Source organism: Bradyrhizobium sp. SZCCHNR1015, from assembly GCF_032489875.1.
In the GTDB taxonomy this organism is placed as follows: domain Bacteria; phylum Pseudomonadota; class Alphaproteobacteria; order Rhizobiales; family Xanthobacteraceae; genus Bradyrhizobium.
Map to the genome: position 1 here is coordinate 99,959 of NZ_JAUEYW010000015.1, position 25,035 is coordinate 124,993.

Annotated in this window: 21 protein-coding genes and 1 pseudogene; 10 read left to right on the forward strand and 12 right to left on the reverse strand. The window is 65.2% G+C overall.

The features are described 5' to 3' along the window. Positions 1 to 12: 12 nt before the first annotated feature. The 8 genes from QX128_RS24880 to QX128_RS24915 all read right to left on the reverse strand — a co-directional run bounded on the left by QX128_RS24880 (position 13) and on the right by QX128_RS24915 (position 8,291). A complete protein-coding gene (locus tag QX128_RS24880; protein ID WP_315801235.1) occupies positions 13 to 849 on the reverse strand; it encodes a branched-chain amino acid ABC transporter permease in 837 nt (278 codons plus the stop codon). 62 nt (positions 850 to 911) lie between these two features. Further along, positions 912 to 2,075 (reverse strand): substrate-binding protein, encoded by a 1,164-nt coding sequence (locus QX128_RS24885; RefSeq protein WP_316215918.1) that lies wholly within the window; start codon positions 2,073 to 2,075, stop codon positions 912 to 914. Positions 2,076 to 2,121: 46 nt separating this feature from the next. After that, complete coding sequence (locus QX128_RS24890) at positions 2,122 to 2,997, reverse strand: nitrilase family protein (RefSeq protein WP_316238782.1); 876 nt, start codon at positions 2,995 to 2,997, stop codon at positions 2,122 to 2,124. Between the two features lie 240 nt (positions 2,998 to 3,237). Then, positions 3,238 to 3,861 carry an ANTAR domain-containing response regulator gene (locus QX128_RS24895; protein WP_172131072.1) on the reverse strand — a complete coding sequence of 208 codons (624 nt, stop codon included), beginning with the start codon at positions 3,859 to 3,861 and terminating at the stop codon, positions 3,238 to 3,240. 14 nt (positions 3,862 to 3,875) lie between these two features. Continuing rightward, entirely contained in the window at positions 3,876 to 5,051 is a 1,176-nt protein-coding gene (locus QX128_RS24900) for a transporter substrate-binding domain-containing protein (protein ID WP_316183057.1), read from the reverse strand. A 918-nt stretch (positions 5,052 to 5,969) separates the two neighbouring features. Beyond that, positions 5,970 to 7,283, reverse strand: a complete 1,314-nt coding sequence (locus QX128_RS24905; protein WP_316238783.1) for an ATP-binding protein — start codon at positions 7,281 to 7,283, stop codon at positions 5,970 to 5,972. Continuing rightward, positions 7,280 to 7,942 carry a response regulator transcription factor gene (locus QX128_RS24910; RefSeq protein ID WP_316238784.1) on the reverse strand — a complete coding sequence of 221 codons (663 nt, stop codon included), beginning with the start codon at positions 7,940 to 7,942 and terminating at the stop codon, positions 7,280 to 7,282. Before QX128_RS24910 ends, QX128_RS24905 begins: the two co-directional genes overlap by 4 nt. Before the next feature lie 58 nt (positions 7,943 to 8,000). Then, positions 8,001 to 8,291 carry a PepSY domain-containing protein gene (locus QX128_RS24915; RefSeq protein WP_316238785.1) on the reverse strand — a complete coding sequence of 97 codons (291 nt, stop codon included), beginning with the start codon at positions 8,289 to 8,291 and terminating at the stop codon, positions 8,001 to 8,003. Between the two features lie 235 nt (positions 8,292 to 8,526). Here QX128_RS24915 and QX128_RS24920 point away from each other — a divergent pair, with 235 nt between their 5' ends. The 5 genes from QX128_RS24920 (at position 8,527) to QX128_RS24940 (ending at position 13,769) form a co-directional block, all read left to right on the forward strand. After that, the gene (locus QX128_RS24920; RefSeq protein WP_316238786.1) at positions 8,527 to 9,282 is read left to right on the forward strand and encodes a hypothetical protein; all 756 of its coding nucleotides are present in this window, start codon (positions 8,527 to 8,529) and stop codon (positions 9,280 to 9,282) included. 50 nt (positions 9,283 to 9,332) lie between these two features. Then, complete coding sequence (locus QX128_RS24925) at positions 9,333 to 9,731, forward strand: hypothetical protein (protein ID WP_316238787.1); 399 nt, start codon at positions 9,333 to 9,335, stop codon at positions 9,729 to 9,731. A gap of 94 nt (positions 9,732 to 9,825) precedes the next feature. Beyond that, entirely contained in the window at positions 9,826 to 10,599 is a 774-nt protein-coding gene (locus QX128_RS24930; protein WP_316238788.1) for a hypothetical protein, read from the forward strand. Positions 10,600 to 11,080: 481 nt separating this feature from the next. Beyond that, complete coding sequence (locus QX128_RS24935; protein WP_316238789.1) at positions 11,081 to 12,163, forward strand: AI-2E family transporter; 1,083 nt, start codon at positions 11,081 to 11,083, stop codon at positions 12,161 to 12,163. Between the two features lie 625 nt (positions 12,164 to 12,788). Beyond that, positions 12,789 to 13,769 carry a fatty acid desaturase gene (locus QX128_RS24940; protein WP_316238864.1) on the forward strand — a complete coding sequence of 327 codons (981 nt, stop codon included), beginning with the start codon at positions 12,789 to 12,791 and terminating at the stop codon, positions 13,767 to 13,769. On the opposite strand, the gene QX128_RS24945 is transcribed toward QX128_RS24940, so the two are convergent. Next, positions 13,766 to 14,731, reverse strand: coding sequence for an amidohydrolase family protein (locus QX128_RS24945; RefSeq protein ID WP_316238790.1), 966 nt, complete (start codon positions 14,729 to 14,731; stop codon positions 13,766 to 13,768). The two genes, QX128_RS24940 and QX128_RS24945, sit on opposite strands and share 4 nt — an antisense overlap. Before the next feature lie 362 nt (positions 14,732 to 15,093). Between QX128_RS24945 and QX128_RS24950 the strand changes: the two are divergent. Next, a pseudogene (locus QX128_RS24950) lies at positions 15,094 to 16,246 on the forward strand (IS4 family transposase). A gap of 103 nt (positions 16,247 to 16,349) precedes the next feature. Here the strand turns inward: QX128_RS24950 and ilvD are convergent. Further along, positions 16,350 to 18,191, reverse strand: a complete 1,842-nt coding sequence (gene ilvD / locus QX128_RS24955) for a dihydroxy-acid dehydratase (RefSeq protein ID WP_316238791.1) — start codon at positions 18,189 to 18,191, stop codon at positions 16,350 to 16,352. Positions 18,192 to 18,504: 313 nt separating this feature from the next. Here ilvD and QX128_RS24960 point away from each other — a divergent pair, with 313 nt between their 5' ends. Both QX128_RS24960 and QX128_RS24965 read left to right on the forward strand, forming a co-directional pair. Further along, entirely contained in the window at positions 18,505 to 18,870 is a 366-nt protein-coding gene (locus tag QX128_RS24960) for a copper resistance protein CopC (protein ID WP_316238792.1), read from the forward strand. Positions 18,871 to 18,872: 2 nt separating this feature from the next. Continuing rightward, positions 18,873 to 20,531, forward strand: a complete 1,659-nt coding sequence (locus tag QX128_RS24965; protein ID WP_316238793.1) for a copper resistance D family protein — start codon at positions 18,873 to 18,875, stop codon at positions 20,529 to 20,531. A gap of 6 nt (positions 20,532 to 20,537) precedes the next feature. Here the strand turns inward: QX128_RS24965 and QX128_RS24970 are convergent, their stop codons facing one another. Beyond that, positions 20,538 to 21,044, reverse strand: coding sequence for a DUF3455 domain-containing protein (locus tag QX128_RS24970; protein ID WP_316238794.1), 507 nt, complete (start codon positions 21,042 to 21,044; stop codon positions 20,538 to 20,540). A gap of 96 nt (positions 21,045 to 21,140) precedes the next feature. Further along, positions 21,141 to 22,355, reverse strand: a complete 1,215-nt coding sequence (locus QX128_RS24975; RefSeq protein WP_316238795.1) for an NADP-dependent isocitrate dehydrogenase — start codon at positions 22,353 to 22,355, stop codon at positions 21,141 to 21,143. A 302-nt stretch (positions 22,356 to 22,657) separates the two neighbouring features. Between QX128_RS24975 and QX128_RS24980 the strand changes: the two genes are divergently transcribed. Then, positions 22,658 to 23,857: a TrmJ/YjtD family RNA methyltransferase gene (locus QX128_RS24980; RefSeq protein WP_316238796.1), complete on the forward strand. Its 1,200-nt coding sequence runs from the start codon at positions 22,658 to 22,660 to the stop codon at positions 23,855 to 23,857. 295 nt (positions 23,858 to 24,152) lie between these two features. Beyond that, a complete protein-coding gene (locus QX128_RS24985) occupies positions 24,153 to 24,959 on the forward strand; it encodes a hypothetical protein (RefSeq protein ID WP_316238797.1) in 807 nt (268 codons plus the stop codon). Positions 24,960 to 25,035: the final 76 nt, after the last annotated feature.

The window sequence follows — 25,035 nt, forward strand, 5'->3', positions numbered from 1 at the left end:
AGGGGGCGCGCATCAGGCACGGGCAAAACCCTCCGGGCGGATCCGCAGCACGACGGCGGCGCAGATCGCGATGGTGAGACCGCCGAGGATCGGATTGACGAAGGTCGAAACCAGGACCTGAAGGGTGCCGAGGACCGCGCAGGAGCCGGCCAGCGCCAGCAGCGAGCCGCCGGACACCATGACCAGCATGAACGCACCGATCAGCCAGGGCACGCCCATGTTCGGGTCGACGCTCGACAGCGGCGTGATCAGTGCGCCCGACAGCGCGGCGAGCCCGCTGCCGAGTGCGAAGGTGATCAGCCTGACCCGTGAGGAGTCGACGCCGAGGCCCTGCGCCAGCATCTCGTTCATGATCACGGCCTTGGTCGACAGACCAAGCCGCGTGCCGTTGAGAAGAGCGGTGAACAGCAGGCCGACGATGATGGCCGCGGCGATCATCACCAGCCGGTAGGCCGAATAATCGGCGCCGAACAGATGCACCGTTCCCGAGATCGGCGCTTGCACAAACTGCACCTCGCGGCCGAACATCAGCGTGATGAGCTGCCCGAGTACGATGCCGAGGCCCCAGGTGGCGAGGATCGCATCGAGCGGACGCTTGTAGAGCCGGCGGACGATCACGATCTCCGTCACGCCGCCGCAGACCGCGCCGGCGACGAAGGCGAGCGGCAGGATCAGAAACCACGGCAGGCCCAGTTGCGCGCCGACCAGGGCTGCATAAGCGCCCACGGTCAGGAAGGCGGCATGGGCGAAGTTGATGATCTTCATCACGCCGAACACGATCAGAAGGCCGGCGGCGATGATGAAGAGCATGGCGGCCGTCGTGACGGCATCGAGGGCGACGGTCAGCATGGTCATTCCCGGTCGAGAGGTTGCGGGGCGGACGCGCGTCCGCCCCGCGGGAGCATACGCGATCAGGACTTGCCCGGGCACTGCGCTCCGGGATCGACGTTCGCAAAGCTCTGGATCACTTTGACGCTGCCGTCGGCCTGGACCTGGCCGAGATACATCGTCAGCGGCGCATGGCGCTGCTTGTCCATCTTGATCGTGCCGCGCGGGCCGTCGACCGAGACCTCGGCCAGCGCCTTCAGCACCTTGTCCTGGTCGGTGCTGCCGGCCTTCTCGACCGCCGCCTTGTAGGCGTACACCGCCTCATACTCCGGAACCGACAGATCGTTCGGCGTCTTCAGCTCGGCACCAAACTTCTTGGCCATCGCCGCCAAAAAGGTCTTGTTGGCAGGGGTGTCGATGCCCGTGACGTACGAGGCCGACAGATAGATGCCGGCGGCATCAGCACCCATGCCCTTGGCGGTGCCCTCGTCGACGGCGAGGTTGCCGTAAGGCAGATTCACGCCGGCGGCGCGCAGTTGCTTGGTCAGGGTCACGTTCGGCGCGCCGCCCGCCGTCGAGGTGATCAGCGCGTCAGCCCCGGAAGTCTTGAGCTTGGAGATGATCGAGGTCCAGTCCGAGCCGTCCATCGGCAGATATTCCTCGCCGACCACCTTGCCGCCGGTCTTCTCGATGTAGCTCTTGGTGAAGCCGAGCATGCCGCGGCCGAAGGCGTAGTCGGAGCCGATCAGGAAATAGTTCTTCGCCTTCTTCTCCTTGTTGAAGTAGTCGACGATCGGCGGCACCTGCTGGTCCGGCACCCAGGCGTTGACATACAGATAGGGGCTGCAGGACTTGCCCTCGTAGAACGAGGTGTAGATGTAGGGCGTCTTGCCGCGGGCGACGATCGGCAGGCCGGCGTTGCGGGCCGCGCTGGTCTCCATCGAGATCAGCACGTTGACCTTCTTCTGAAAGATCAGCGCGTCGAATGCCTTCTGGGCGCCGGCCGCGCCCGAGGCGTCATCGGCGACCTCGAGCGCGAGCTTGCGGCCGAGCACGCCGCCCTTGGCGTTGATCTCCTCCACCGCGAGCTCGGCGGATTGCACCACCGACGGTGCAACGACGGAGTTGGCGCCCGACAGGCCGACGGGAACGCCGATCTTGATCGGATCGGCGGCCAGAGCAGGCGAGAGTGCCGTTCCCGCCGCAAGGGCGAGCGCCAGCGAGGTGGTGATCAAACGCGACGTCATCGATTGTCCTCCGTGAATGGTCGAGATGAAAATTGCCGTGGAGCAGTCAGTACCACCCCCGTTTGACCTCGCTGCCGAGCATCTCGTCATAGACATCGGAGCGGCGGTCGCGCAGGACCTGGTTGAAGGCGTTCCAGTTGCGGGCGCGGCGGGCCTCGCCGAGCGAGACGTCGGCGACCACGATCTCCTCCTTGTCCCGGCTCGCGGGACCGGCGACAGGCCAGCCGGTGTAGCTGACGATCAGGCTCTGACCCTCGAACGGCTGGCCGCGCTCGATGCCAACGCGATCGGCGCAGGCGATGAAGATCGAGTTGGAATGTGCGGCGGCCATGGCGAGAATGTTGGCCATCGCCTCGCGGCCCGGCGCCTGGCCGGGGATCGGCACCCAGTTGGTCGGCACGCAGACGATGTCGGCGCCTTGCAGCGCATTGAGACGATAGCTCTCGGGGAACCAGCCGTCGTAGCAGATCGCCATGCCGATGCGGCCGATCTCGGTGTGGTAGACGGGGAAGCCGAGATTGCCGGGCTCGAAATACAGGTTCTCCTCGTTCCACAGGTGCACCTTGCGGAACGTGCCGATATAGCCGTTCGGTCCGATCAGCACGGCGCTGTTGTAGAGCTTGGCGCCGTCGCGCTCGCAGATCCCTGCCACGAGATGCAGGCCGTGCTCGGCGGCGATCTCGCTCCAGGCGGTCACTGCGGGACCGCCTGGAATGGTCTCGGAGGCGGCGAAGGCCTCCTCGCGCGATTTGAATACGTAGCCGGAGGAGGCGAGCTCGGGGAGCACCACGAGCCTGGCGCCTTGCGCCACGGCCTGGTGAATCAGGTCGAGGCTGTGGGCGAGGTTGGTTGCCAACTCGCCGACCATCGGCTGCATCTGGATGCAGGCGATCCGCAGTTTGCTGTCGTCATCCGTCGTCAAGGCACGAGTCTCCGTTGCGTTCGCGAGGGTCGCGCGCGCCAAACAAAAAGCCCCCGACTGCGCCTTGCGGCGCAATGCGAGGGCTGCATAGCCTGATGTGAAATGGCCGACCGGCCATTGGCGGACATCCGATGTCCGCGACGTCCTCAAGTAATTCCCATGCTTGATACGAAGTCAACGCCATCGGCTGCAAAAATTTCGGGCCGCGGCTGCCCAGCGCATGAGCGCGGAAACACCCGCTCAGCGCGAGGCCGGCGCATCCAGCACACCCAATCCGCCGAGCGTCTCCTGCGCATTGATGATCGAGATCGCGATATCCGCCATCGCGACGCGCTTCTGCGTCGCCTGCGCGCGGATCAGCTCATAGGCCTCGACCTCGCCGACCTGCTTCAGCCCCATCAGGATCTTCACCGCCTTGTCGACGTCGCGCCGCGCCTTCAAGGTCTCCTCCAGCTTCTGCACCTTGCCCTCGAGCCTGCGCGTGTAGCCGCGTAGCGAGCGCGCGAGCACCAGCGACGACAAGATGCCGAACGAGCGGATCGGCTTGTTGACGACGCCATGCGCGTTGCTGTCGAGCAGCCGCTTCAGGATGGTCGGATTCTCGTAGTCGACGATGGCGATGAAGGTGAGGGGATGCTCGCTGGTGCCTTCTGGAAAGATCATCTCCTCGGAGGTCTCGATCAGCTGGAACACGGTGTCGATGTCGTGCGGGATCGCGGCCGGCGGCGGCCACACGCCGCGCACGTTGCAGCCGATGCGCTTGAGCTGGTCGATCAGCGCATCGCCCTCGGCATCGCGCGGATGGATCACCAGCACGCGCGCGCCGCGCAGCTCCTCGATCAGCCGGCGCACCCCCGGCTTCATGCGGTCATCCGGTCTCATGCTGAGAGCGCCTCTTCGCTCAGCCAGCGGCCACCGATCGGCGAGACTGACAGATACGGGTCCGGCTTGATCGGGCTTTTGCTCTCCCAGACGATGTCGAACTGCCCGTCGGCGCGCACGCGCCCGATGCGCGGCGTGGTCCAGACGTGGTTGTTGTCGGGATCGATCCGCATCGGTCCCTCCGGCGCCTCCAGGCTGAGGCCGAGCGCGGCTTCGACCAGCTTCTGGGTATCGAGGCTGCCCGCCTGCGCCAACGCCAGCGCGAACAGCTTGATCTGCGCATAGGCCGAGGCGCTCCACATGCTGACCGGCTTGTCGGCGCCGAAGGCGGCCGCGAACGCCGCCTTGAAGCGGTCGTTGCTGTCGCGCGCGAGCGTGCCGAAATAGCTCGCCGCAGTGAGGTGGCCGGCGCAATATTCGGGACCGATGGCGCGGACCTCGCCCTCGGCCATCGTGAGACTGGCGATGGGCAGCCGCTTCGGATCGAAGCCGGCCTGCGCATACATGCGATAGAAGCGCTGCGCGGTGCGGCCGACGATGGTCGAGAACACGACGTCGGGCGCGGCATCCCTGATGGCATTGAGGCCGCGCGAGAGCTCGGCATCGGTCGCCTCCATCGCCACATATTGCTCGCCGACGACGCGGCCCGCATAGGACTCGACGAGGTCGCGCATGATGCGGTTGGATTCGCGCGGATAGATGTAGTCCGAGCCGATCAGGTAGACGCGCGGGCCATGCTTGCGCACGATGTATTCGGCAAGCTGGAACGCGTTCTGGTTCGGCGCCGGCCCGGTGTAGATCACGTTCGGCGAATATTCAAAACCCTCGTAGAGCGAGGGATACCACAGCAGGCCGTTACGACGCTCGATCGCCGGCAGCACCGCCTTGCGCTCGGCCGAGGTCGAGCAGCCGAAGATGACGGAGGCGCCGTCCTCGGTCAGCAGCCGATCGGCGAGCTTGCGGAACGTCTCAGGCTGCGAGCCCGGATCATAGGCGATGACCTCGATCTCGCGGCCGAGCACGCCGCCGTCCCGGTTGATCTCCTGGATCGCCAGCGCGGTGCCGAAGAAATGCTCGGACTCCGTGACCTCCATCAGGCCGCTGCGTGAGAACAGCACGCCGACGCGCCAGACATCCTTGTCGGATGATTTTGCGGTCGGTCTCGTCGTCATCATCATGCCTCCAGGTCGACGGGCCGGTCGCGCCGGCTCGGAAGCGCTGTTTATTGCGACTCATCGCGCGGTTGGCAACCGGGGCGGAGGCCGCAGACGAGGATCCGGATCAGGACGAGCCGCAGCATCGCCGCGACGCCCAGTGCGTCCGGGTCATGCGATAGGCGGGCCCTCGTGACATGATGAGGGCGCAGGGAATGCCGGGCGCTGGCCGCACCCATGGCCCGCCTGCAGAAAAAAAGCAGGCGGCAGTCACCACAGGTCAGCCGAGACATCCCGGCATTCCCTGCGCGGAGGTTTTAACGCTTATACGCGCTCTCCTCGGTGCACCGGGCTTGTTGGCCACCGTACGCGACGACGCGCTTCTCGCACGCCGCCGCGGGGACACCAGCTTCGGGGTGTCAGGACCACGCGACTTCACGTCCGCAAGTGCATCGTTCGTCCGCACATGATGCGTGCCGATGCCCTCACGTCCACCGCATTGCCGGCCCAACGTATCGTGACGACGCGTACGTCCCTCATCCGGACCGGAACGCGGGCAGTATACGCCTGATTTGCTGATTTTCGGAAGCGGTTTATTTTTCGCGCAGGCTCTTGAAATGGGCGTTGTTGTTGAGCGTTCAGGCCAAATCCGCGTTTCAGCGCACCGCTTCGCCGCACATTGGGACGCTGTTTACGAAGCTGCCGTGCCGGCGGCTAAGCCGGGAATCCCTAGCCAGCCGCGCCTGGCCGTCCGTGGTCATCTTTCGTACGGACCCGTCGAGCCTGGGGTGACGAGGTGCCTGGTTCAAAGGCCGCATGCGGTGCGGATTTTCGTGCAGCGGGGCTGCCTGCAACCGCTGCCGGGTGAGATTCACGTGGTAGGCGGCGCGCCGCGCCGTCATAGTCCGAACCGAACAATACCAGGGAAGCAGGTCACTATGCGGGCACCTTGTCCGAGGCGGGCAAGCGTAGAATGACGCGAAGGCCGGAGCGATCCGCCTCCACGATATTTTCGACGTAAATCGATCCGCGATACCTCTCGACGATGCGTTTGACGATCGAGAGACCGAGCCCCGATCCTTCGCCGCCGGCCTGTCTCGACCGGAAAAAAGGCTCGAAGATGCGTTCGAGATCCGATAGCGGGATGCCTGGCCCGGTATCTTCGATCTGCACGATCGCTGTTTCGCCCTCCCGATAGATACCGATATCGACTCTGCCGCCGTCTGGGGTGAATTTGATCGCGTTTTCGATCAGGTTCCGAACGGCCGATATGACGAAGAACGCCGTGCCTTCCACCACGACCGTCTCGGCCATCGTGAAACCGACGTCGATGTCGCGGCTGGCGGCTTCAGGCAGAAGATCGGCCACCACGCCCTTCGTGATCCTGTGCAGATGTAACGGCTCGTGGGTTGCGGGCATTTCGGCGTCGTGACGGGCGAGGGCCAGAAGCTGCTCGAGCAGATGCTTCGTTCGCCGCATACCGCTTTTCAAAGCGGCGAGGCGTTCCCGAGACGCCGCCGGCATCTCCATGAGGTCGAGATTTTCCGCCTGCAGGCTGAGAGCCGTAATCGGCGTCCGGAGCTCGTGCGCCGCGTCGTCGATGAAGCGCCGTTGCTGCTCCATCATGGCGCGCATGCGCCGAAGCAGACCGTTTATGGAGTCGAGGAAAGGTTGCAGCTCGCTGGGGCCGGTCGTGGCCTTCAATAGTTCGATATCGTCAGGCTTCCTCGCATCCAGCTCGCCGGCCAGAACGATCAGGGGCCGCAGGGAGCGGGCGATCACGATCGCGATGACCAGCATCAGGCACGGGATCAGCGCGAGGATGGGAAGCAGCGTGCGCAGCGCCATATCGCTCGCGAGCTCGGTCCGGATTTCCGTTCGTTGCGTGATTGCGAGCCGGGTCCCGTCGGGACGCGTCCGGAGCAGAGCACGCACCGGTTGCCCCTGATACGTATCGTTGTGCAATCCATCCTGAAGACCCCAGAACCGACGATTGTCGGCCGGACCACGCGGGATCTCGCCCAATTCGACGATGGCGATCTCCGACTCGGCGTCGACCCCATTGAGCGGCTGGCTCTGCCTGATCGGGGAGCTCAGCGCGAAGACCCCGATCTGGTTGAGGACGGAGTCCTGCATCTCGATGGCCTCGTCGTAAGCCCAGACATATGCAAATGCTCCTCCGACCGCTCCTGCAACGACGATGACGGCAGTGAGTCCGGCGAAGAGGCGGCCGCGCAGCGATCCGATCATGTAGAGCGATCCACCATCCAGCCGACGCCTCGAACGTTTCTGATCGACGTATTGCCGAGCTTCTTCCGCACGGCGTGGATCAGGAACTCGACGGCGTTGCTTTCTACTTCTTCGCTCCATCCGTAGATATGTCCCTCCAGCTCGCTTCGGGACAGGATCGTTCCAGGCCGTGCGAGCAGCGCCCGAAGCAGCGCGAATTCGCGCGCGCTGAGAACCGCCTTTTCCTCGAAATAGGAGGCTTCGCGCGTCGCCGGGTCGAGTTGAAGCTTTCCGTTCGTCAGAATTGGCGCCGCACCGCTGCCCTCCCGCCTCGTCACCGCCCGCATGCGCGCCAGCAGCTCCCCGATCTCGAACGGCTTGACGAGGTAGTCGTCGGCTCCGAGATCGAGACCTCTGATGCGGTCGTCCAGCGCGTCACGCGCGGTCAGTATGATCACCGGCAGGCGCGCGCCGCCGCTGCGGACTTTCCGCAGTATCTCCAGACCGTCGATCTCGGGCAGGCCGAGATCGAGCAGCGCGATATCGTAGGCCTCGCTTCTCACCGCGTCGATCGCGAGTTCGCCGTCCCGCACCCAATCCACTGCGTAGGCGGCGTCCTTCAACGCCTGCGAAACCGCGGCACCGATCATCGCGTCGTCTTCCACGAGCAATACACGCATCTGTCCGTCCCCGAACGGCGACCGGAAGATAAGCCTGCCGGCCGCCGAGCACCTTCGATCAATCGGCCTTGTCGTTGTCCTCGTCGTCCCTGTCCGCCGCAGACGCCACGATCGTTCCCTTCTCCGGATCGACCTTGACGTCGGTCACTCCGTTGTCGGCCTTCACTTCGACGTCGTAGACCCAGCTTCCATCTTTCTGCTTTTCGTATTCCGCCCGGACCGTCTTGCCGTTGGCGTGCCTCTCGGCGATGTCGATCGCGGACGGCAGCGAGATTCTGGCCGTTGCGATCGGACCGGCCTCATTCGGGGCTGTGCTCGGAGTTTCCGCCGAAGCCGCGACGATCGTCAACAGAAGGATGGAGCAGGCGGCGATTGGTGAACGTAGCATTCCGTTTCTCCGTTTCATGTCCCCCTCCGGCACCATGACGATCGCGACTTAGGGGCGACTTAGCCGCGTTCAGAGGTTCCCTCTAAGGCGGAGCTAAGTCTGAGCAGGCACCTTGCATGGGAACGACGAAACGTCGCCAGACCAGATCGAACAGGAGTTGCGCGAAATGCCCGGGAACGAATGGACAGGCCACAGGATGCTCAACAAGGTCCCCGAGGTCAGCCTCGTTTTCTGGGTGATCAAGATCATGTCGACCACCGTCGGCGAAACCGGCGCTGACTATCTTGCCGTGCACGTCGGGTTGGGAACGACGGTGACCGGTCTCGTCATGGCGGGCCTTCTTGCAGCGGTGCTCGCGGTCCAGCTAAGCATGAAGAGGTACGTGCCCTGGATCTACTGGCTGACCGTGGTCCTGGTCAGCGTGGTTGGCACCCAGATCACCGATGCGCTGACCGACAAACTCGAGGTCAGCCTGTATGTCAGCACGGTGGCGTTTGCCATCGTCCTGGCTGCGATCTTCGCGGTCTGGTACGCGTTCGAACGGACGCTCTCGATCCATACCATCTTCACGACGAGGCGCGAGGCCTTCTACTGGTCCGCGATTCTCTTCACGTTCGCGCTCGGTACCGCCGCAGGCGACCTCGCGACCGAGGCTTTGGGGCTTGGCTTCAACGTCGGCGTCTTTGCCTTTGCGGGTCTGATCGCCGCCGTCGCCGTTGCCTCTTTGCTGGGCGCGAACGCCGTGCTGACCTTTTGGCTCGCCTACATCCTGACCCGTCCGCTCGGAGCCTCGCTCGGAGACCTCCTTTCGCAGTCACGCGAATATGGCGGACTCGGACTAGGCACCATCCATACCAGCCTGGCCTTCCTCGCCGTCATCATCGGGCTGGTCGCATGGTTGTCCTTCGAAGACGACCGCCCTCGGAAGACCGAGGCCTATCTGAGCGAATGATCTAGTTCCTCGCAAACCGATCCAACCCAGACCACCATCGGAGTCCAACAATGAAGAAGACCCTGTTCACGAGCACCGCAGTCATCCTCGCCCTGTCCATCGCCCAGTTGGCCCCGGTCGCCCGCGGAGGCGCTTTCCTGGTGCCGCGCGCGGAAGCGGCGCAGTCGAAGCTCGGCGACCTGACCGCCTTCAGAAGCATCGCCGCCGAAGTCGCGGCTCTCGTCGACAAGGGAGACCTTTCGGGCGCCAAGACCCGCATCAAGGACCTAGAGACCAAGTGGGACGAGTCGGAGGCTGGCCTGAAACCGCGCGCCGCGGCCGACTGGCACACCGTCGACAAGGCGATCGACCGGGCGCTCGAAGCCGTCCGCGAGACCAAGCCGGACGCAGCGAAGTGCAAGACGGCCCTCGCCGTTCTGCTGTCGGCGATGGACTCCATGAAGGCCTAGCCCGCGTCTCCAGAGCCGGTGGCGGCCCATTTCGCAATGGGCCGCCACGTTCCGGCGCACCGGAGCAATCTACAATCAAATGAAAGATCGCCGCATGAACGACGGCATCGAGACGAGCAAGGTTCCGGAAGTGACCCTGATATTCTGGGTCATCAAGATTTTGGCGACGACGCTTGGCGAGACGGGTGGCGACGCCGCTTCGATGTCGATGAAACTTGGATACGGGGTCAGCAGCGCGATATTCATCGGCCTCTTCCTCGTTGTTGTCGCCGCCCAGATCGCGGCAGGAAAATTTCGCCCCTTCCTCTATTGGTTGGTTGTCATCGCCACGACCACGGCCGGCACGACCGTGGCCGACCTTGCCGACCGCTCCTTGGAAATCGGATATGCTGGCGGCACGTCGCTTCTTTTCGCGCTGTTGATGCTCTCCCTCCTCGTCTGGTACCGATCGGAAGGATCAATCTCGGTCAACACCGTTTCGACTCCGCGTGTCGAGGCCTTCTATTGGATATCGATTCTGTTCTCTCAGACGCTGGGTACCGCGCTTGGGGACTGGATGGCCGACACCAACGGTCTCGGCTACGAACGCGGTGCTCTCGTCTTCGGCGCCGGCCTAGCGGCGATCGCCGCTGCCTACTATTTCACCTCGCTGTCGCGCACGACGCTGTTCTGGGCCGCGTTCATTCTCACCAGACCGCTTGGTGCGACGCTCGGCGATTTTCTGGACAAGCCGATCGCGAACGGCGGGCTGGCGTTCAGCCGGTACTACGCGTCGGCAATTCTGGCGGCAGTGATCATCGGATGCATCGCGCTCCTCCCGCAGCGAGCCGGTATCTGCCCAGGCGAGCGCTTGAGCAGCCGGGTCTAACGCACGCCATCTCGGAAGTCCTTCGGCGCGACCCGCCCTACGACCTCATAGCAGCGCGCAGGGCGGATTGCCGTAGCACAATCCACCATCTTCTCGCGCCAAGCTTTCGGCGGGTTACGCTGCGCCAACCCCCGCCCTGTGAACTGATCTGCTGGTGTTCAGAAGCGATTGATTTTTCGCGGAAACTCTTGAAATTGGCGTTGTTGTTGAGGGTTCAGGCGAAATCCGCGTTTTGGCGCACGCTCTCGCCGCTGCCCCGGAATGACGGCGGGGAGGCGGGGGCGTCCCTGACACCGCGCGTGATATGAGCGCGACGCGATGATGGATGTCATGCAACGTGCCGCATCGATCTCGCGACCAGCTTGGAGCCCGAATGGCGCGTTCGCGCGTTGACCCCTGTTGGATTCGGCGATAGCCGACTCGCGATGCTCGAAAGACCACGGCACGCGTCCAGATGTCGCGGCCAGACTGGAAAGTTGACATGCGCAGCTTCGAAGACCGAGTTCTGTTGTTCCTGCTCGTGGTGATCACGCTGATGCTCGGCTGGATCCTGCTGCCATTCTACCCTGCCGTGCTGTGGGGAGTCGTGGGGGCCATCGTGTTTTCTCCCCTTCACCGCCGATTGTCGCGGTCGATGCACGGCAGAGATGGGCTTGCCGCAGCCGTCGCCGTACTGCTGGTCGTCCTGATCGTCATTCTGCCGCTGTCGCTGATCGGGGCGGCGCTGGCGCAGCAGGCCTCCGGTGTCTACGGCCAGGCGCAGTCGGGCCAGTTGGACCTCGGGCAGTATTTCCAGAAGATGCTGGAGGCGCTTCCGACATGGGTGGTCGATCTCCTCAACCGTTTTGGACTTGGCAGCCTGGCCGGACTGAAGGACAGGCTGTCGGCCGGCCTGCTGAAAGGCAGCCAGATGATTGCGGGCCAGGCGCTGAACATCGGCCAAGGGACCTTCGAGTTTTTCGTCAATCTGTTCCTCATGCTGTATCTGCTGTTCTTTCTGCTTCGCGATCAGGAGGCGTTGTCGGCGCGTATCGCCAACGCCATTCCGCTGCGCGCGGAGCAGCGGCACGCGCTGCTGGGCAAGTTCACGGTCGTCATTCGCGCGACGGTGAAGGGCAATCTGGTCGTGGCGCTGGCGCAGGGCGCTCTGGGCGGTCTGATCTTCTGGTTCCTCGGCATCACCGCGCCGCTGCTATGGGCCGTCGTGATGGCGTTTCTGTCGCTGCTTCCGGCTGTCGGAGCTGGGTTGGTGTGGTTTCCGGTCGCGCTCTATCTGCTGGCCACCGGATCGGTCTGGCATGGCGTGATCCTGATCGCCTATGGCGCCCTGGTGATCGGGCTTGTCGACAATCTGCTGCGTCCCCTCTTGGTCGGCCAAGACACCAAGATGCCCGACTATGTCGTGCTGATCTCGACCCTCGGCGGGATCGAGGCGTTCGGTCTGAACGGCTTCATCATCGGGCCGGTCATCGCCGCAATGTTCATCGCGATCTGGAACATGTTCTCCGACGCGCGCGGCGATGGGGCGTTCGTGCACGACACCACGCAGGGTACTGGACGATGAGGCACGTCACGATGGGCCGATGACCGCCACCGTGAGGATGACTCGAATTCTGCTCCCGTCATTCCCGGGCAGAAGCGCCAGGGGTCGGCCCGGATTCATGACCACCAAAAGGCCGTCATTGGCGGGATCATCGCTGCGCTCGTCTCATCTCGTGCAGTGGTGGCTACGGAGCCCGGGCCCACCCCGCAATAACCCGGAGAAAACAGCGCAGCGCCATATCGGCGCGGCAAACAAGAGGGAATTAACGGATCGTAATCCGCCATCTCCTAGCAATGCGGAGTCCGGCGGGTTACGCTGTATGATCTGTCCTGCGCGCCCTTGACCTCTCTCCTGCGGGCATGTCTCAGACTGCTCTTCCAGACCGGCTCATCGTCGGGCGCACGATGAATCATTTGGCTTCGACCCCCGGTTGAATCCGCGAAAGCTCTGGTTTCGAACGCCTGCGGCGGTCCGCAGGGGTCCATTTGGCCGCGGTCCCGCCATGCGCGATCGCCAAGAACACAAGGTGGAGACGACATTGCAGTTCGATCAGCCAGTCGCGATGGCGACTGTGCCGCCCAAGGACCGCGCCACGCTGCGCGCCGGCGACGACGAGGGCCGCGCGGCGGCCGACGCAAGGTACTGGATGCAGATTCTCAGCAGCTATCGCACGCCAAACCGCCTGCGCAGCGTGACCGAGCTGGTGATCACGGCCGTGCCGCTGGTGGCGCTGTGGACGGCCGCCTGGTTCGCGTTCTCGCTCGGCCATGCCTGGGCGTCGTTGCTCATCGCGATTCCTGCCGGCGCCTTTCTGGTGCGTCTGTTCATGATCCAGCACGATTGCGGCCACGGCACCTTCTTCGCCGGGCGTCAGGCGAACGACTGGGTCGGCCGCATCCTGGGCGTGCTGACCCTGACGCCTTACGACTGGTGGCGGCGCACGCATGCGATCCACCACGCCAGCAGCGGCAACCTCGACAGGCGCGGCATCGGCGATATCGATACGTTGACCGTGCGGGAATATCAGGCGCGGTCGAGCTGGGCCCGGCTGCGCTACCGGCTTTACCGCCATCCCCTGGTCATGTTCGTGGCCGGTCCCGCTTACCTGTTCTTCCTGCAGCACCGTCTTCCGTTCGGTCTCATGCGGGCTGGCTGGTCGCCCTGGGTCAGCACGATGGCCACCAATCTCGGCATCGCCCTGGTGGTCGCCGGGCTGATGTGGCTGATCGGCATCCAGGCGTTCCTGGTCGTGCATCTCCCGATCATGCTGCTCGCCGCCATGGCCGGGGTGTGGCTGTTCTACGTCCAGCATCAGTTCGAGCACACCGTCTGGGAGCGGGGCGAGCGCTGGACGCAGCAGCAGGCTGCGCTCTACGGCAGCTCACATTACGACCTGCCGGCATGGCTGCACTGGCTCACCGCCAACATCGGCATCCACCACGTCCACCATCTCTCGAGCCGAATTCCCTATTACCGGCTGCCGGTCGTGCTGCGCGATCATCCCGAACTGCGCGAGATCGGCCGCATCACGCTGCCCGAGAGCCTGCGCTGCGTCCGACTGGTGCTGTGGGACGAACAGCAGCGCCGGCTGGTGTCGTTCCGAGACGCCAGGATCGCGAGGAGCTAGAACCCGTAAAGCTGCGCCGGATTATCGACCAGGATCTTTTTGCGGACCGCGGCGTCTGGCGCCCAGACCGGGAGCTGGTTCATCAGGCGGCCGTCGTCGATGGGATAGAAGGGCCTAACATCCGTGACCTTCAGCTCGGGATGCGGCGACGAATCCGGGTGGGGCCAGTCGGTGCCCCAGACGATGCGGTCGGGGTTGGCCTCGATCAGGGCCTTCGCGAACGGGATCACATCGGTGTAGTCGGGACCGCGGGTCGAGGCGCGATAGGCGCCGGAGATCTTCACATAGGCCTTGCCGCTGCGGACGAGCTCGACCAGATCGGCAAAGCCCGGCTGCCCGAGGCCGAGATCGGCCTGCGCCCCGCCGAAATGGTCGAACACGGCCGTCACGGGCGATTGCATCACGAGGTCCTTGATCGCCGCGATCATCGCCGTGTTGGTGTAGAGCTGGACGTGCCAGCCGCGCGCCTTCATCCGTTCGACCGCGGCCTGGAAGCGGGCGCGGCCGACATTGGGGTCATTGATGCCGCCGGTCGCGAGATTGAGGCGGATGCCGCGGAAACCTTCCGTTGTCATCGTATCGAGCTGCGCCTCGGTGGTCTTGTCGTCGATGACGGCGACGCCGCGCGCGTCATTGCCGCGCGCCTTCATCCCGTACAGCGTCGCGGAATTGTCGGTGCCGTAAACGCTCGGCGTCACGATCACCACGCGCTGGATGTGCAGCGCCTTGTGCAGCGCCGCCATCTCTTCCGGTGAGGCGGGCTCGGGCGTGTAGACACGGTTGGCCGCGAACGGAAACTTCTCGGGATCGCCGTGGATGTGGGTATGGCAGTCGCAGGCGCCGGGCGGCACGTCGAAATCGACTGGGGTGGAAGGCTGCGCGGGCTTGGCGCGTGCGGCTGTCGTGGTCATCGTCACTCCGGCGGCCAACGATCCGAGCAGCAGGCTGCGGCGGTTCAACATGGCGGTCTCTCCACGGAAAGGCGCATGCGTTGCGGCTGACGCGCTCGTTGTGGAGGATGAGCGTGAACCTGCTCGCGCGAGGGGGCAAGAGCGAAATGATGGAAACGTCGTGCATCCGCGTGGAGTGTAACGCGGCCCTCGGCAGGGCTCGGTTGCAACGAACGATCCTGCCGATGAGTTACTCCGTCATGCCCGGGCTTGTCCCGGGCATCCACGTCGTTCTCAGTATGCCGCACGACGTGGATGGCCGGGACAAGCCCACGGCTGTCCGGTTCAGACAGACTGGACATGGTGCATGGCGTGGATTCTTCTGCGGTCTTGAGCATCGCCAAATGTTCGAGACACACCAGGAAGGTCCCGCCATGCCGCATCAGAATACAGTATTCCGAGACATTCTGAAGTTGGTCCCCTGGCATCGCTTCGAGGCGCTTGTGGACGAGCATGGCACGGACGCGCGGATTCGACGGCTTTCCACCAAAGACCAATTTGTGGCGCTGCTGTACGGTCAGCTTTCGGGGGCTTCCAGTCTGCGTGAGATTGTCACCGGGCTGTCGAGCCACACCGCGCGGCTTTATCACCTGGGTGGGGGCCCTGTCCGCCGCTCGACTTTCGCGGACGCCAATATGAATCGGCCTGCGGAGATGTTTGCCGCCCTGTTGGCCATCATGATGAAGCAGGCCCATCGCCGGTTACGCCGCAAGCTTGCCGAGACGACGTATTTGATTGATTCGACCAGCGTACGGCTGACAGAAGCCAGCGCTGGCTGGGCACGGTTCTCTACCGGTGTCTGCGGTGCCAAGGTGCATGTGATCTATGATGCCGACGCCGACCGGCCGATTTATGCGGCAATCAGCGGAGCCAACGTCAACGACAATACTGCAGCGCATCAGATGCCCATCGAGCCGGGAGCAACCTACGTCTTCGATCTCGGCTATTATGAATATGCTTGGTGGGCTCAACTGGACGCCGCCGGTTGTCGAATCGTGACCCGGTTCAAATCCAATACGCCGCTGCGGGTCGTGGAGGAGTTGCCTGTCATCGCGGATGGCAACATCCTCTCCGACCGCATCGGCTTCCTTCCACAACGCCAAGCCTACAGCCGCCGCAATCCAATGCAGACTGCGGTGCGCGAAGTGCGCGTCACCTTGGAAACGGGAAAGATCCTGCGCATCCTGTCGAACGACCTCGATGCCAGCGCTCAAGAGATCGCCGACCTCTATCGTCGCCGCTGGGCCATCGAGTTGTTCTTTCGTTGGGTCAAGCAGACCCTCAAGATCACCAGGTTCCTCGGGACTTCTGAGAACGCCGTTCGTATCCAGATCGCCGTTGCCCTGATCGCCTTCCTCTTGCTTCGCCTCGCGCAAGACCTTCAGAAGGCAATCCAAAGCCCCTTGGTCTTTGCCAGATTGGTCCGCACCAACCTCATGCATCGCCGCCCCATCGATCAATTGCTCACGGGGCCACCCCAACTTGCCAAACCCACAACAGTTGAGCCTCGCAATATGCGGAAGCTGAACCGGACAGCCGTGGGACAAGCCCGGCCATGACAGTGGAGACAGATCGGCGCAAAACTCCGATCATCGTAGACGATAGTCCTGGCTAGGGACCGTCGAGCGTCCTAGTCCTTCACGATGCGTACCGCGCCCTTGGCGGCGCTGCTCGCGAACGCGGCGTAGGCCTTCAGCGCGGTCGACACCTTGCGGGCGCGGGTCTTCGGCTTCCAGGCCTTGTCGCCCTTGGCCTCCATTGCCGCGCGACGCTGCGCGAGCTCGGCATCCGAGACCGCCAGATGAATGGTGCGGTTGGGGATGTCGATCTCGATGCGGTCGCCGTCCTGCACCAGGCCGATCAGGCCGCCCTCGGCGGCTTCCGGCGAGACATGGCCGATCGACAGCCCCGAGGTGCCGCCGGAGAAGCGGCCGTCGGTGATCAACGCACACGCCTTGCCGAGGCCCTTCGACTTCAGATAGCTGGTCGGATACAGCATCTCCTGCATGCCTGGGCCGCCGCGCGGGCCCTCATAGATGATGACGACGATGTCGCCGGCCTTGATCTTGTTGGTGAGGATCGCTTCGACCGCGGCGTCCTGGCTCTCCATCACGCGCGCAGGACCCGAGAACTTCAGGATCGAGGCATCGACGCCCGCGGTCTTCACGATGCAGCCGTCGCGCGCGATGTTGCCGGTCAGCACGGCCAGGCCGCCATCCTTGGAATAGGCATGCGCGAGGTCGCGGATGCAGCCCTTCTCGCGGTCGAGATCGAGCTCCTGGTAGCGGCGGTCCTGGCTGAACGCGACCTGCGTCGGCACGCCGCCGGGGGCGGCCATGTAGAAGTTCTTGACGCTCTCGCTCGCCGTGCTGCGGATGTCCCAGCGCTCCAGCGCTGATGCCAGCGAGGCCGAATGGACGCTCGGCAATTCGGTGTGCAGCAGGCCGGCGCGGGCGAGCTCGCCGAGGATGCCCATCACGCCGCCGGCGCGGTGCACGTCCTCCATGTGCACGTCGGCCACGGCGGGAGCGACCTTGCACAGGCAGGGGACCTTGCGCGACAGGCGATCGATGTCGGTCATCGTGAACGGGATCTCGCCCTCATGCGCGGCGGCGAGCAGATGCAGCACGGTGTTGGTCGAGCCGCCCATCGCGATGTCCATGCTCATCGCGTTCTCGAACGCCTTGAAGTTGGCGATCGAGCGCGGGAGCACCGACGCATCGTCCTGCTCGTAATAGCGGCGGGCGAGATCGACGATCAGGTGACCGGCCTCGACGAACAGGCCGCGGCGGTCGGCATGCGTCGCCAGCACCGAGCCGTTGCCGGGCAGCGACAGGCCGAGCGCCTCGGTCAGGCAGTTCATGGAGTTGGCCGTGAACATGCCGGAGCAGGAGCCGCAGGTCGGGCAGGCCGAGCGCTCCATCACCTCGACGTCGGCGTCCGAGACCTTGTCGTCGGCGGCCACGATCATCGCATCGATCAGATCGACCTTGCGCAGCTTGCCCTCGATGTTGACCTTGCCGGCCTCCATCGGGCCGCCCGAGACGAACACCGCGGGGATGTTGAGGCGCATCGCGGCCATCAGCATGCCGGGCGTGATCTTGTCGCAGTTGGAGATGCAGACCATGGCGTCGGCGCAATGCGCGTTGACCATGTATTCGGTGCTGTCGGCGATCAGCTCGCGCGACGGCAGGCTGTAGAGCATGCCGTCATGGCCCATCGCGATGCCGTCATCGACCGCGATCGTGTTGAACTCCTTGGCGACGCCGCCGGCCTTCTCGATCTCGCGGGCGACCAGCTGGCCGAGGTCCTTGAGGTGGACATGGCCCGGCACGAACTGGGTGAAGGAGTTGACCACGGCGATGATCGGCTTGCCGAAATCCTCGTTGGTCATGCCGGTGGCGCGCCACAGGCCGCGGGCGCCGGCCATGTTGCGGCCATGGGTGGAGGTGCGGGAGCGATAGGCGGGCATGACGGGTTTCCTCAGGCGTTCCTCGAAAGGCAATGTTGGTCCGCGGGCCGGCAGGCCGGGCCGGACAGACGGCAATGATGCGGCGAGGCATACAGCGAAGTGCTTGATGATTCGACCCTAAATTTCGCCGTTCCGGGATGCTCCGCGGGCAGGGCCGGCGCGCGGCTGTCCACAGCCGCAGGTCCCCGTTCGGCGCAGTCACGACTTTGTGGCTACGCGGGGAACAGGAAGGGCGCTTAGATTTGAACGGTAGAGTTTTGTTCGACCCGGTCCAGCCCGAACGTTCCCGCCGCAGCCTCCGCCCGCGCGTCCCATGTCGTCCGTCATCCGATTCGGTCACCTGCCGACCCTTGCCGCGCTGCTTCTGGCCGCCCCCGGCGCCGCCTCGGCCCATGCTATCATCGTCTCGTCGCAGCCCGCGGCGGGCGGGACCATCGAGAAGCAGCCGACACTGATCCGGCTGCGCTTCAACAGCCGCATCGATCACGCCCGCTCGCGGCTGAAGCTGCGCGCGCCCGACGGCGCCGAGCAGGCGCTCACGCCGGCCGCCGACGCGCCGGCCGACGAGATCGACGCCGAGGCCAGGGCGCTCAGCCCCGGCGCCTGGCATCTGCAATGGCAGGTGCTCAGCGTCGATGGCCACATCACCCGTGGCGACATTCCTTTCAACGTGCGCTAGCCGTGTCGCTCTTCCTCGACATCTTCGGCTATCTCTCGGTGGTGCTGCGCGGCCTGACCCTGCTGGCACAATCCTTCACCGTGGGCGGCCTGGCGTTTCTGCTGTTGCTGCTTCGCCCGCTACAGCAAAGGCTGTCCGCCGACGCGATCGTCGTGGGGAAGCGCAGCCAGCGCTTCCTGCGCCGAAGCGCGTTCGGCTGGTTCGCGGTCGTGCTGGCCTCGCTCGCGGTCAACATGGCGGCGCTGATCGGGACGCTCGACCTGTCGCTCGGCGCGGCGGCGGGCGCCGACTTCGCGCGCTCCGGCATGGCCGTTGGCGCCTGCGCGCTCGGCATCGCGGCGCTCGCCCGGACCGGCAGCTGGGCCGCCTGGCGCGTCGTGGCACTGGCCGTGCTGGCTGGTGCCGCGCTGCTGCTGCAGCTCAACCTGACGCACGCGGCGAGCCGGCTCGAGGTGCGCTGGCCGCTGCTCGCCGCTGACTTCCTGCACATGCTCGGCGCCGGAATCTGGATCGGCGGCCTGCCGTACTTCCTGATGGCGCTGCACGGCTGCAAGGCGGATGACGATCAGCGCCTGATCGGACGGCGCTACTCGCTGATGTCGATGGTCTCGGTGGCGGCGATCGTGCTCGGCGGCATTGTGATGGCGATCGCCTATCTCGGCTCGTTCGCGGCGATCTACGGCACCGCCTATGGCGTGATGATGTCGGCCAAGGTCGCGATGCTGCTGATGCTGCTCGCGCTCGGCGCCGGCAACTTCTTCGCCGTCGAACGTTTGCGCCGCCGTGATCCCACAGCACCGCTCTCGCGCATGAAGCGCTTCGTCGAGGTCGAGCTCGGCATCGGGCTGACGGCGCTCCTGACGGCGGGCTCGCTGACCTCGCTGCCGCCCGGCATCGATCTCAGCCAGGACCGGTTGAGCTTAAGCGAGATCGTCGAGCGCGCCGCGCCGCAATGGCCGCGGCTGACGAGCCCCTCGGTCGACCAGCTCACGATCTCGCAGCTCCAGGCGAGGATCGACGCCGCCGACGCGCAGCGCCTGACGGCGCCGCAAGCCTATGTGCCGGGCGAGGGCGTGATCCTGCCGCGCAGCGCCGCCGACATCGCCTGGTCGGAATACAACCACCATTGGGCCGGCATCTTCGTGGTGCTGATCGGCGTGCTGGCGCTGATCGAGCGCTTTGCCTGGGGCCGATGGGCGCGGCACTGGCCGCTGTTGTTCCTGGTGATGGCCGCGTTCCTGTTCCTGCGCGCCGACGAGATGGCCTGGCCCCTCGGCCCGATCGGCTTCTGGGCCTCGTGGCGCGATCCCGAAGTGGCGCAGCACCGGCTGTTCGTGGTGCTGATCCTCCTGTTCGGCCTGTTTGAATGGCGGGTGCGGCTGCGCGGTCAGCAGGCAGGGCGCGCGGCGCTGGTGTTTCCGCTGACGGTCGCCGCCGGCGGCGCGCTGCTGATGACGCATTCGCACGCCATCGCCAACATCAAGGACCAGCTGCTGATCGAGATGAGCCACACGCCGCTGGCGCTCTGCGGCATCACCGCCGGCTGGGCGCGCTGGCTGGAGCTGCGCATGGATGGCAGGATCAGCCGCGCGGCCGCCTGGGTGTGGCCGGTGGCGTTCGTGCTGGTCGGGCTGATCCTGCTCGATTATCGCGAGGCGTGAGGCGCCTCACTCCTTCTTCAGGAACACATAGTCCGCGGAATAGGCGACGCTGCGGAATTGACCGGCGGTGTCGCAGGCGCCTGACAGCTTGCCGCCGGCGGTGTTGATCCGCTGCACGGTGGTCACATCCGAGAGCGCGCCCTTTGCGCCGCGATGGGAGATGACCTCGAGCTTGAGCCAGGGAATGTCGTTGTCGGTGGCGCCGACCGCGGTGCCCTGCACGCGGCCGCCGACGATCGAGCCGTCCTGATGCTCCCAGTTCGGGCCGGCATAGTGCCGGCCGACCGTCTTGCCATCCGCGAACAGGGTCGCGATCGGCTCGCGGAACGTCCAGGCGAGCTTGCCGTCCTTGTCCGCCTTGCAGTCGTAGACCTGGGCGCCCTCGGCGTGCAGCGTCAGCACCGGCTTCTCGCCGGCGGCGACCAGGGCATCGGGGATGGTGGTCTCGGCGGCCTCGACGGGGACGGAGAGGGCGCCGAGCAGCAGCAGCGAAAGCGTCGGGATCACGCGCATGGTCAAGTCCTCGGGTCACAGCGGAAACGAAACGGGCCGCGCTGGCGGCGCGGCCCGTTGATAGGTGACCAATGTGAAGGGCGAAAGTGGCGAAACTTACGCCGCCATCGCCTTGGTCAGGTTCTCGGCGATCTTGTCGAGGAAGCCGGTGGTCGACAGCCAGCGCTGGTCGGCGCCGACCAGCAGCGCGAGGTCCTTGGTCATGTAGCCGGACTCGACGGTGTCGACGCAGACCTTCTCCAGGGTCGAGGCGAACTTCGCGAGCTCGGCATTGTTGTCGAGCTTGGCGCGGTGCGACAGGCCGCGGGTCCAGGCGAAGATCGAGGCGATCGAGTTGGTCGAGGTCTCCTTGCCCTTCTGGTGCTCGCGGAAGTGGCGGGTCACCGTGCCGTGCGCGGCCTCGGCCTCGACGGTCTGGCCGTCCGGCGTCATCAGCACCGAGGTCATCAGGCCGAGCGAGCCGTAGCCCTGGGCCACGGTGTCGGACTGGACGTCGCCGTCGTAGTTCTTGCAGGCCCAGACATAGCCGCCCGACCACTTCAGCGCCGCGGCGACCATGTCGTCGATCAGGCGGTGCTCGTAGGTGATCTTCTTGGCCTCGAACTTGTCCTTGAATTCCTTCTCGTACACTTCCTGGAAGATGTCCTTGAAGCGGCCGTCATAGACCTTCAGGATAGTATTCTTGGTCGAGAGGTAGACCGAGTAGTTCTTGGCGAGGCCCATGTTGAGCGAGGCGCGGGCGAAGTCGTAGATCGACTCGTCGAGATTGTACATCTCCATCGCGACGCCGGCACCGGGCGCCTTGAAGACTTCCTTCTCGATCACGGTGCCGTCGTCGCCGACGAACTTCATCGTCAGCACGCCCTTGCCGGGGAACTTGAAGTCGGTGGCGCGGTACTGGTCGCCATAGGCGTGGCGGCCGATGATGATCGGCTTGGTCCAGCCGGGGACCAGGCGCGGCACGTTCTTGCAGATGATCGGCTCGCGGAACACGACGCCGCCGAGGATGTTGCGGATGGTGCCGTTCGGCGACTTCCACATCTCCTTGAGGCCGAACTCCTTCACGCGGGCTTCGTCGGGGGTGATGGTGGCGCACTTGACGCCGACGCCGACCTTCTTGATGGCGTTGGCGGCATCGATCGTGATCTGGTCGTTGGTCTTGTCGCGGCTCTCCATCCCCAGGTCGAAATACTGCAGATCGATGTCAAGGAACGGGTTGATCAGCTTGTCCTTGATGTACTGCCAGATGATCCGCGTCATCTCGTCGCCGTCGAGCTCGACGACCGGGTTGGTCACCTTGATTTTTGCCATGATCGATGGGGCCTTCTTGGGAACAGCGCGCCAGGAATGGAAAGCGCTTGTGAAATCAAGCGCGTCATAGCACTGCTGCACCGCGGGCGGAAGCGCACCCGGTATGCGTCCGGTGCTGATTTTCGCAGCCCGCTCATGCGCTGGGCAGCGGCGGCGAGGCGGCCGGCTGCGGTTTCGCGCAAACCGTAAAATTCTTGGCTAAGCCGATTATTTTGCTTGAGAATTCTCGCCAGCCGGGCCAACGGAGCGGGCAGGGCGCGCGGGCGCGCGCTTCAACCGGATCTGGAAGTCGAGGATTGACCGTGTCGGGCACCGACAAGACGAAGGCGGGACTGGAGATCGCGGGCCCGGTGGTGATCCTGGTCGAGCCGCAGCTCGGCGAGAACATCGGCATGGCCGCGCGCGCCATGGGCAATTTTGCGTTGTCCGAGCTGCGACTGGTCAACCCGCGCGACGGCTGGCCGAACATCGCCGCCCAACGGGCGGCGGCCGGGGCCGACCACATCATCGATCACGTCCGGCTGTTCGACACCCTGCCGGAGGCGATCGCCGACCTCGACCTGGTGTTTGCCACCACCGCCCGCGCCCACGACCAGGCCAAGCCGGTGATGGGCCCGGAGGCGGCCGCGCGGGAGATGCAGGGCCAGATTGCCGCCGGCGGCCGCGCCGGCATCCTGTTCGGCCGCGAGCGGGCGGGGCTGACCAACGAGGAGGTCGCCCGCGCCAACCGCATCATCACCTATCCGGTCAATCCGGGCTTCGCCTCGCTCAACCTCGCCCAGGCGGTGCTGCTGATGGGTTATGAGTGGTTCAAGCTGGTGACATCCGGCGCGCTGCCCTTCGCCATGCCCGAACGCTCGGAGCGCGCCAGCCAGGGGCAGATGGAGGCGTTCTTCGAGAACCTGGTGCGCGAGCTCGACCGGGTCGAATTCCTGCGCCCGCCGGAGAAGCGCGAGACCATGCTGGTCAACCTGCGCAACATCTTCTTCCGCATGGAGCCGTCGCGGCAGGACATCCACACCCTGCACGGCGTGGTGATGGCGATCGCCGAGGGACGCAAGGGACCGGCCAAGGGCGGCGTGCTCGACAGCGAGCAGGCGACGCGGCTGCGCGCGCTGATCGCCGAGCAGGGTACCGTCGCCAACCTGCCGGATTCGCGCGGCTCGCTGCGCGGGCTGGCGCGGCTGCTCCGCCGCAATCCCACGGACGCCGAGCGGGCGCTGTGGCACGCGCTGTCGCGCGACCGCCGCTTCGCCGGCCAGTTCAAGCGCCAGACCCCGGTCGGCCGCCACATCCCCGATTTCGTCTCCTTCATCCACCGCCTCGCCATCGAGCTCGTCGGCCCCGACGAGAGCGAGGGCGTCGTCGCCGATCGCAGCGCACGGCGGGCATGGCTGGAAAGCCGCGACTATCGCGTCACCGAGGTGAAGGCCGCGGATGTCGAGGCGAATTTGGAGGCCGAGCTGGTGCGGCTGCAGGCGCTGATCGGCGCAGCCAAGTAGTCGCCGACGGTCGCGTCGCGAGCCGCGTGGCGGCTATCAATGGCTTCGCGCATCCGTCCATCGCGCGCAATTGCCGATTGAGTTGTCGGGCGGCTCACACGGCCCTGGCAATTCATCCGCGCCCCGGCGGGCCTCGAGTCTGCGATCCCGTTTACACCGGCTGAACGATGATTTGCGAACGCAATTCCAGATTGTGGTTCGTCCGATCGGTTCTGGTTAGATCGCAGCACAAAGAGCAAGACCTAAGGGGGCATTCATGGCTACGCGACGATGGCGCTCGTTTTTGAGTTGTGCGTTGATCACCGGTTCGATCTTCGGCTTGTCGGCGAGCGCCGAGGCGGCGGCACCGAAGCGGTGTACGACCGCGGCCGATCTCGGCGCCGACGAGCGCATCGCCGGCTGCACTGTCGTGATCGAGCACGGCAAGCCGGCGACGCCGCAGGTGATCGAAGCCCGTTTCGCACGCGCCGGCGCCTATTTCCGCAAGGGAGATGTCGAGCATGCGATCGACGACTACAAGATCGTCATCGAGCAGTCCTCGGCCGGTCTTCTTGTCGCATTCGATCGCGCCGGCCCCGATCTGCGCGAGAGCGAGCCGCAGCCGGGGTCGGGTTTCGGGCGGGCGTTCGGTCGCAATGGCTACCGCGCGCAAGCCTATCGCGCGCTGGGGATCGCAAGCTTCCAGGCGGGTCTCCTGGAGCAGTCGCAGGACGACTTCCGATGGCTCAGCGAGATCGATCCCAACAATGCCGATGCGGCCTTGTGGCTGGACCTGGCGCGCCGCCGTGCCGGGCTCGCGAGCGAGCTTGCCGACCACGCCAAGCGGCTCGACATGGGCAAATGGCCGGCGCCGATCGTCCGCCTGTTTCTCGGCCAGGAAACGCCAGAGGCCGTGCTTGCGGCGGCGGACCGCGGTGCTCCCGCCACGCGCCAGGCACGGCGCTGCGAGGCGAGCTTCTTCGCCGGCGAGTTGATGCTCCACCAGGGTCGCGAGGGCGACGCCATGCAGCTGATCGACCGGGCTCTCGCCGAGTGCCGGTGGACGTCGCGCGAACGGTCGGTCGCCGAGGCAGAGGCGCGCGCGCTCCACGTCATGCCGTAGACAGCATGCGCGCGCATGCTTAACGCGCACGCGCGCATTTGAGTGAAAATGCCCGGTCAAATCCGCACGCGGCGGG

Bases quoted from the DNA above. Each gene is read 5' to 3' on its own strand.
- QX128_RS24880 (WP_315801235.1), bottom strand. From the start codon at position 849: ATGCTGACCGTCGCCCTCGATGCCGTCACGACGGCCGCCATGCTCTTC.
- QX128_RS24885 (WP_316215918.1), bottom strand. From the start codon at position 2,075: ATGACGTCGCGTTTGATCACCACCTCGCTGGCGCTCGCCCTTGCGGCG.
- QX128_RS24895 (WP_172131072.1), bottom strand. From the start codon at position 3,861: ATGAAGCCGGGGGTGCGCCGGCTGATCGAGGAGCTGCGCGGCGCGCGC.
- QX128_RS24900 (WP_316183057.1), bottom strand. From the start codon at position 5,051: ATGACGACGAGACCGACCGCAAAATCATCCGACAAGGATGTCTGGCGC.
- QX128_RS24905 (WP_316238783.1), bottom strand. From the start codon at position 7,283: ATGATCGGATCGCTGCGCGGCCGCCTCTTCGCCGGACTCACTGCCGTC.
- QX128_RS24910 (WP_316238784.1), bottom strand. From the start codon at position 7,942: ATGCGTGTATTGCTCGTGGAAGACGACGCGATGATCGGTGCCGCGGTT.
- QX128_RS24920 (WP_316238786.1), top strand. From the start codon at position 8,527: ATGCTCAACAAGGTCCCCGAGGTCAGCCTCGTTTTCTGGGTGATCAAG.
- QX128_RS24925 (WP_316238787.1), top strand. From the start codon at position 9,333: ATGAAGAAGACCCTGTTCACGAGCACCGCAGTCATCCTCGCCCTGTCC.
- QX128_RS24930 (WP_316238788.1), top strand. From the start codon at position 9,826: ATGAACGACGGCATCGAGACGAGCAAGGTTCCGGAAGTGACCCTGATA.
- QX128_RS24935 (WP_316238789.1), top strand. From the start codon at position 11,081: ATGCGCAGCTTCGAAGACCGAGTTCTGTTGTTCCTGCTCGTGGTGATC.
- QX128_RS24940 (WP_316238864.1), top strand. From the start codon at position 12,789: ATGCAGATTCTCAGCAGCTATCGCACGCCAAACCGCCTGCGCAGCGTG.
- QX128_RS24945 (WP_316238790.1), bottom strand. From the start codon at position 14,731: ATGTTGAACCGCCGCAGCCTGCTGCTCGGATCGTTGGCCGCCGGAGTG.
- ilvD (WP_316238791.1), bottom strand. From the start codon at position 18,191: ATGCCCGCCTATCGCTCCCGCACCTCCACCCATGGCCGCAACATGGCC.
- QX128_RS24960 (WP_316238792.1), top strand. From the start codon at position 18,505: ATGTCGTCCGTCATCCGATTCGGTCACCTGCCGACCCTTGCCGCGCTG.
- QX128_RS24970 (WP_316238794.1), bottom strand. From the start codon at position 21,044: ATGCGCGTGATCCCGACGCTTTCGCTGCTGCTGCTCGGCGCCCTCTCC.
- QX128_RS24975 (WP_316238795.1), bottom strand. From the start codon at position 22,355: ATGGCAAAAATCAAGGTGACCAACCCGGTCGTCGAGCTCGACGGCGAC.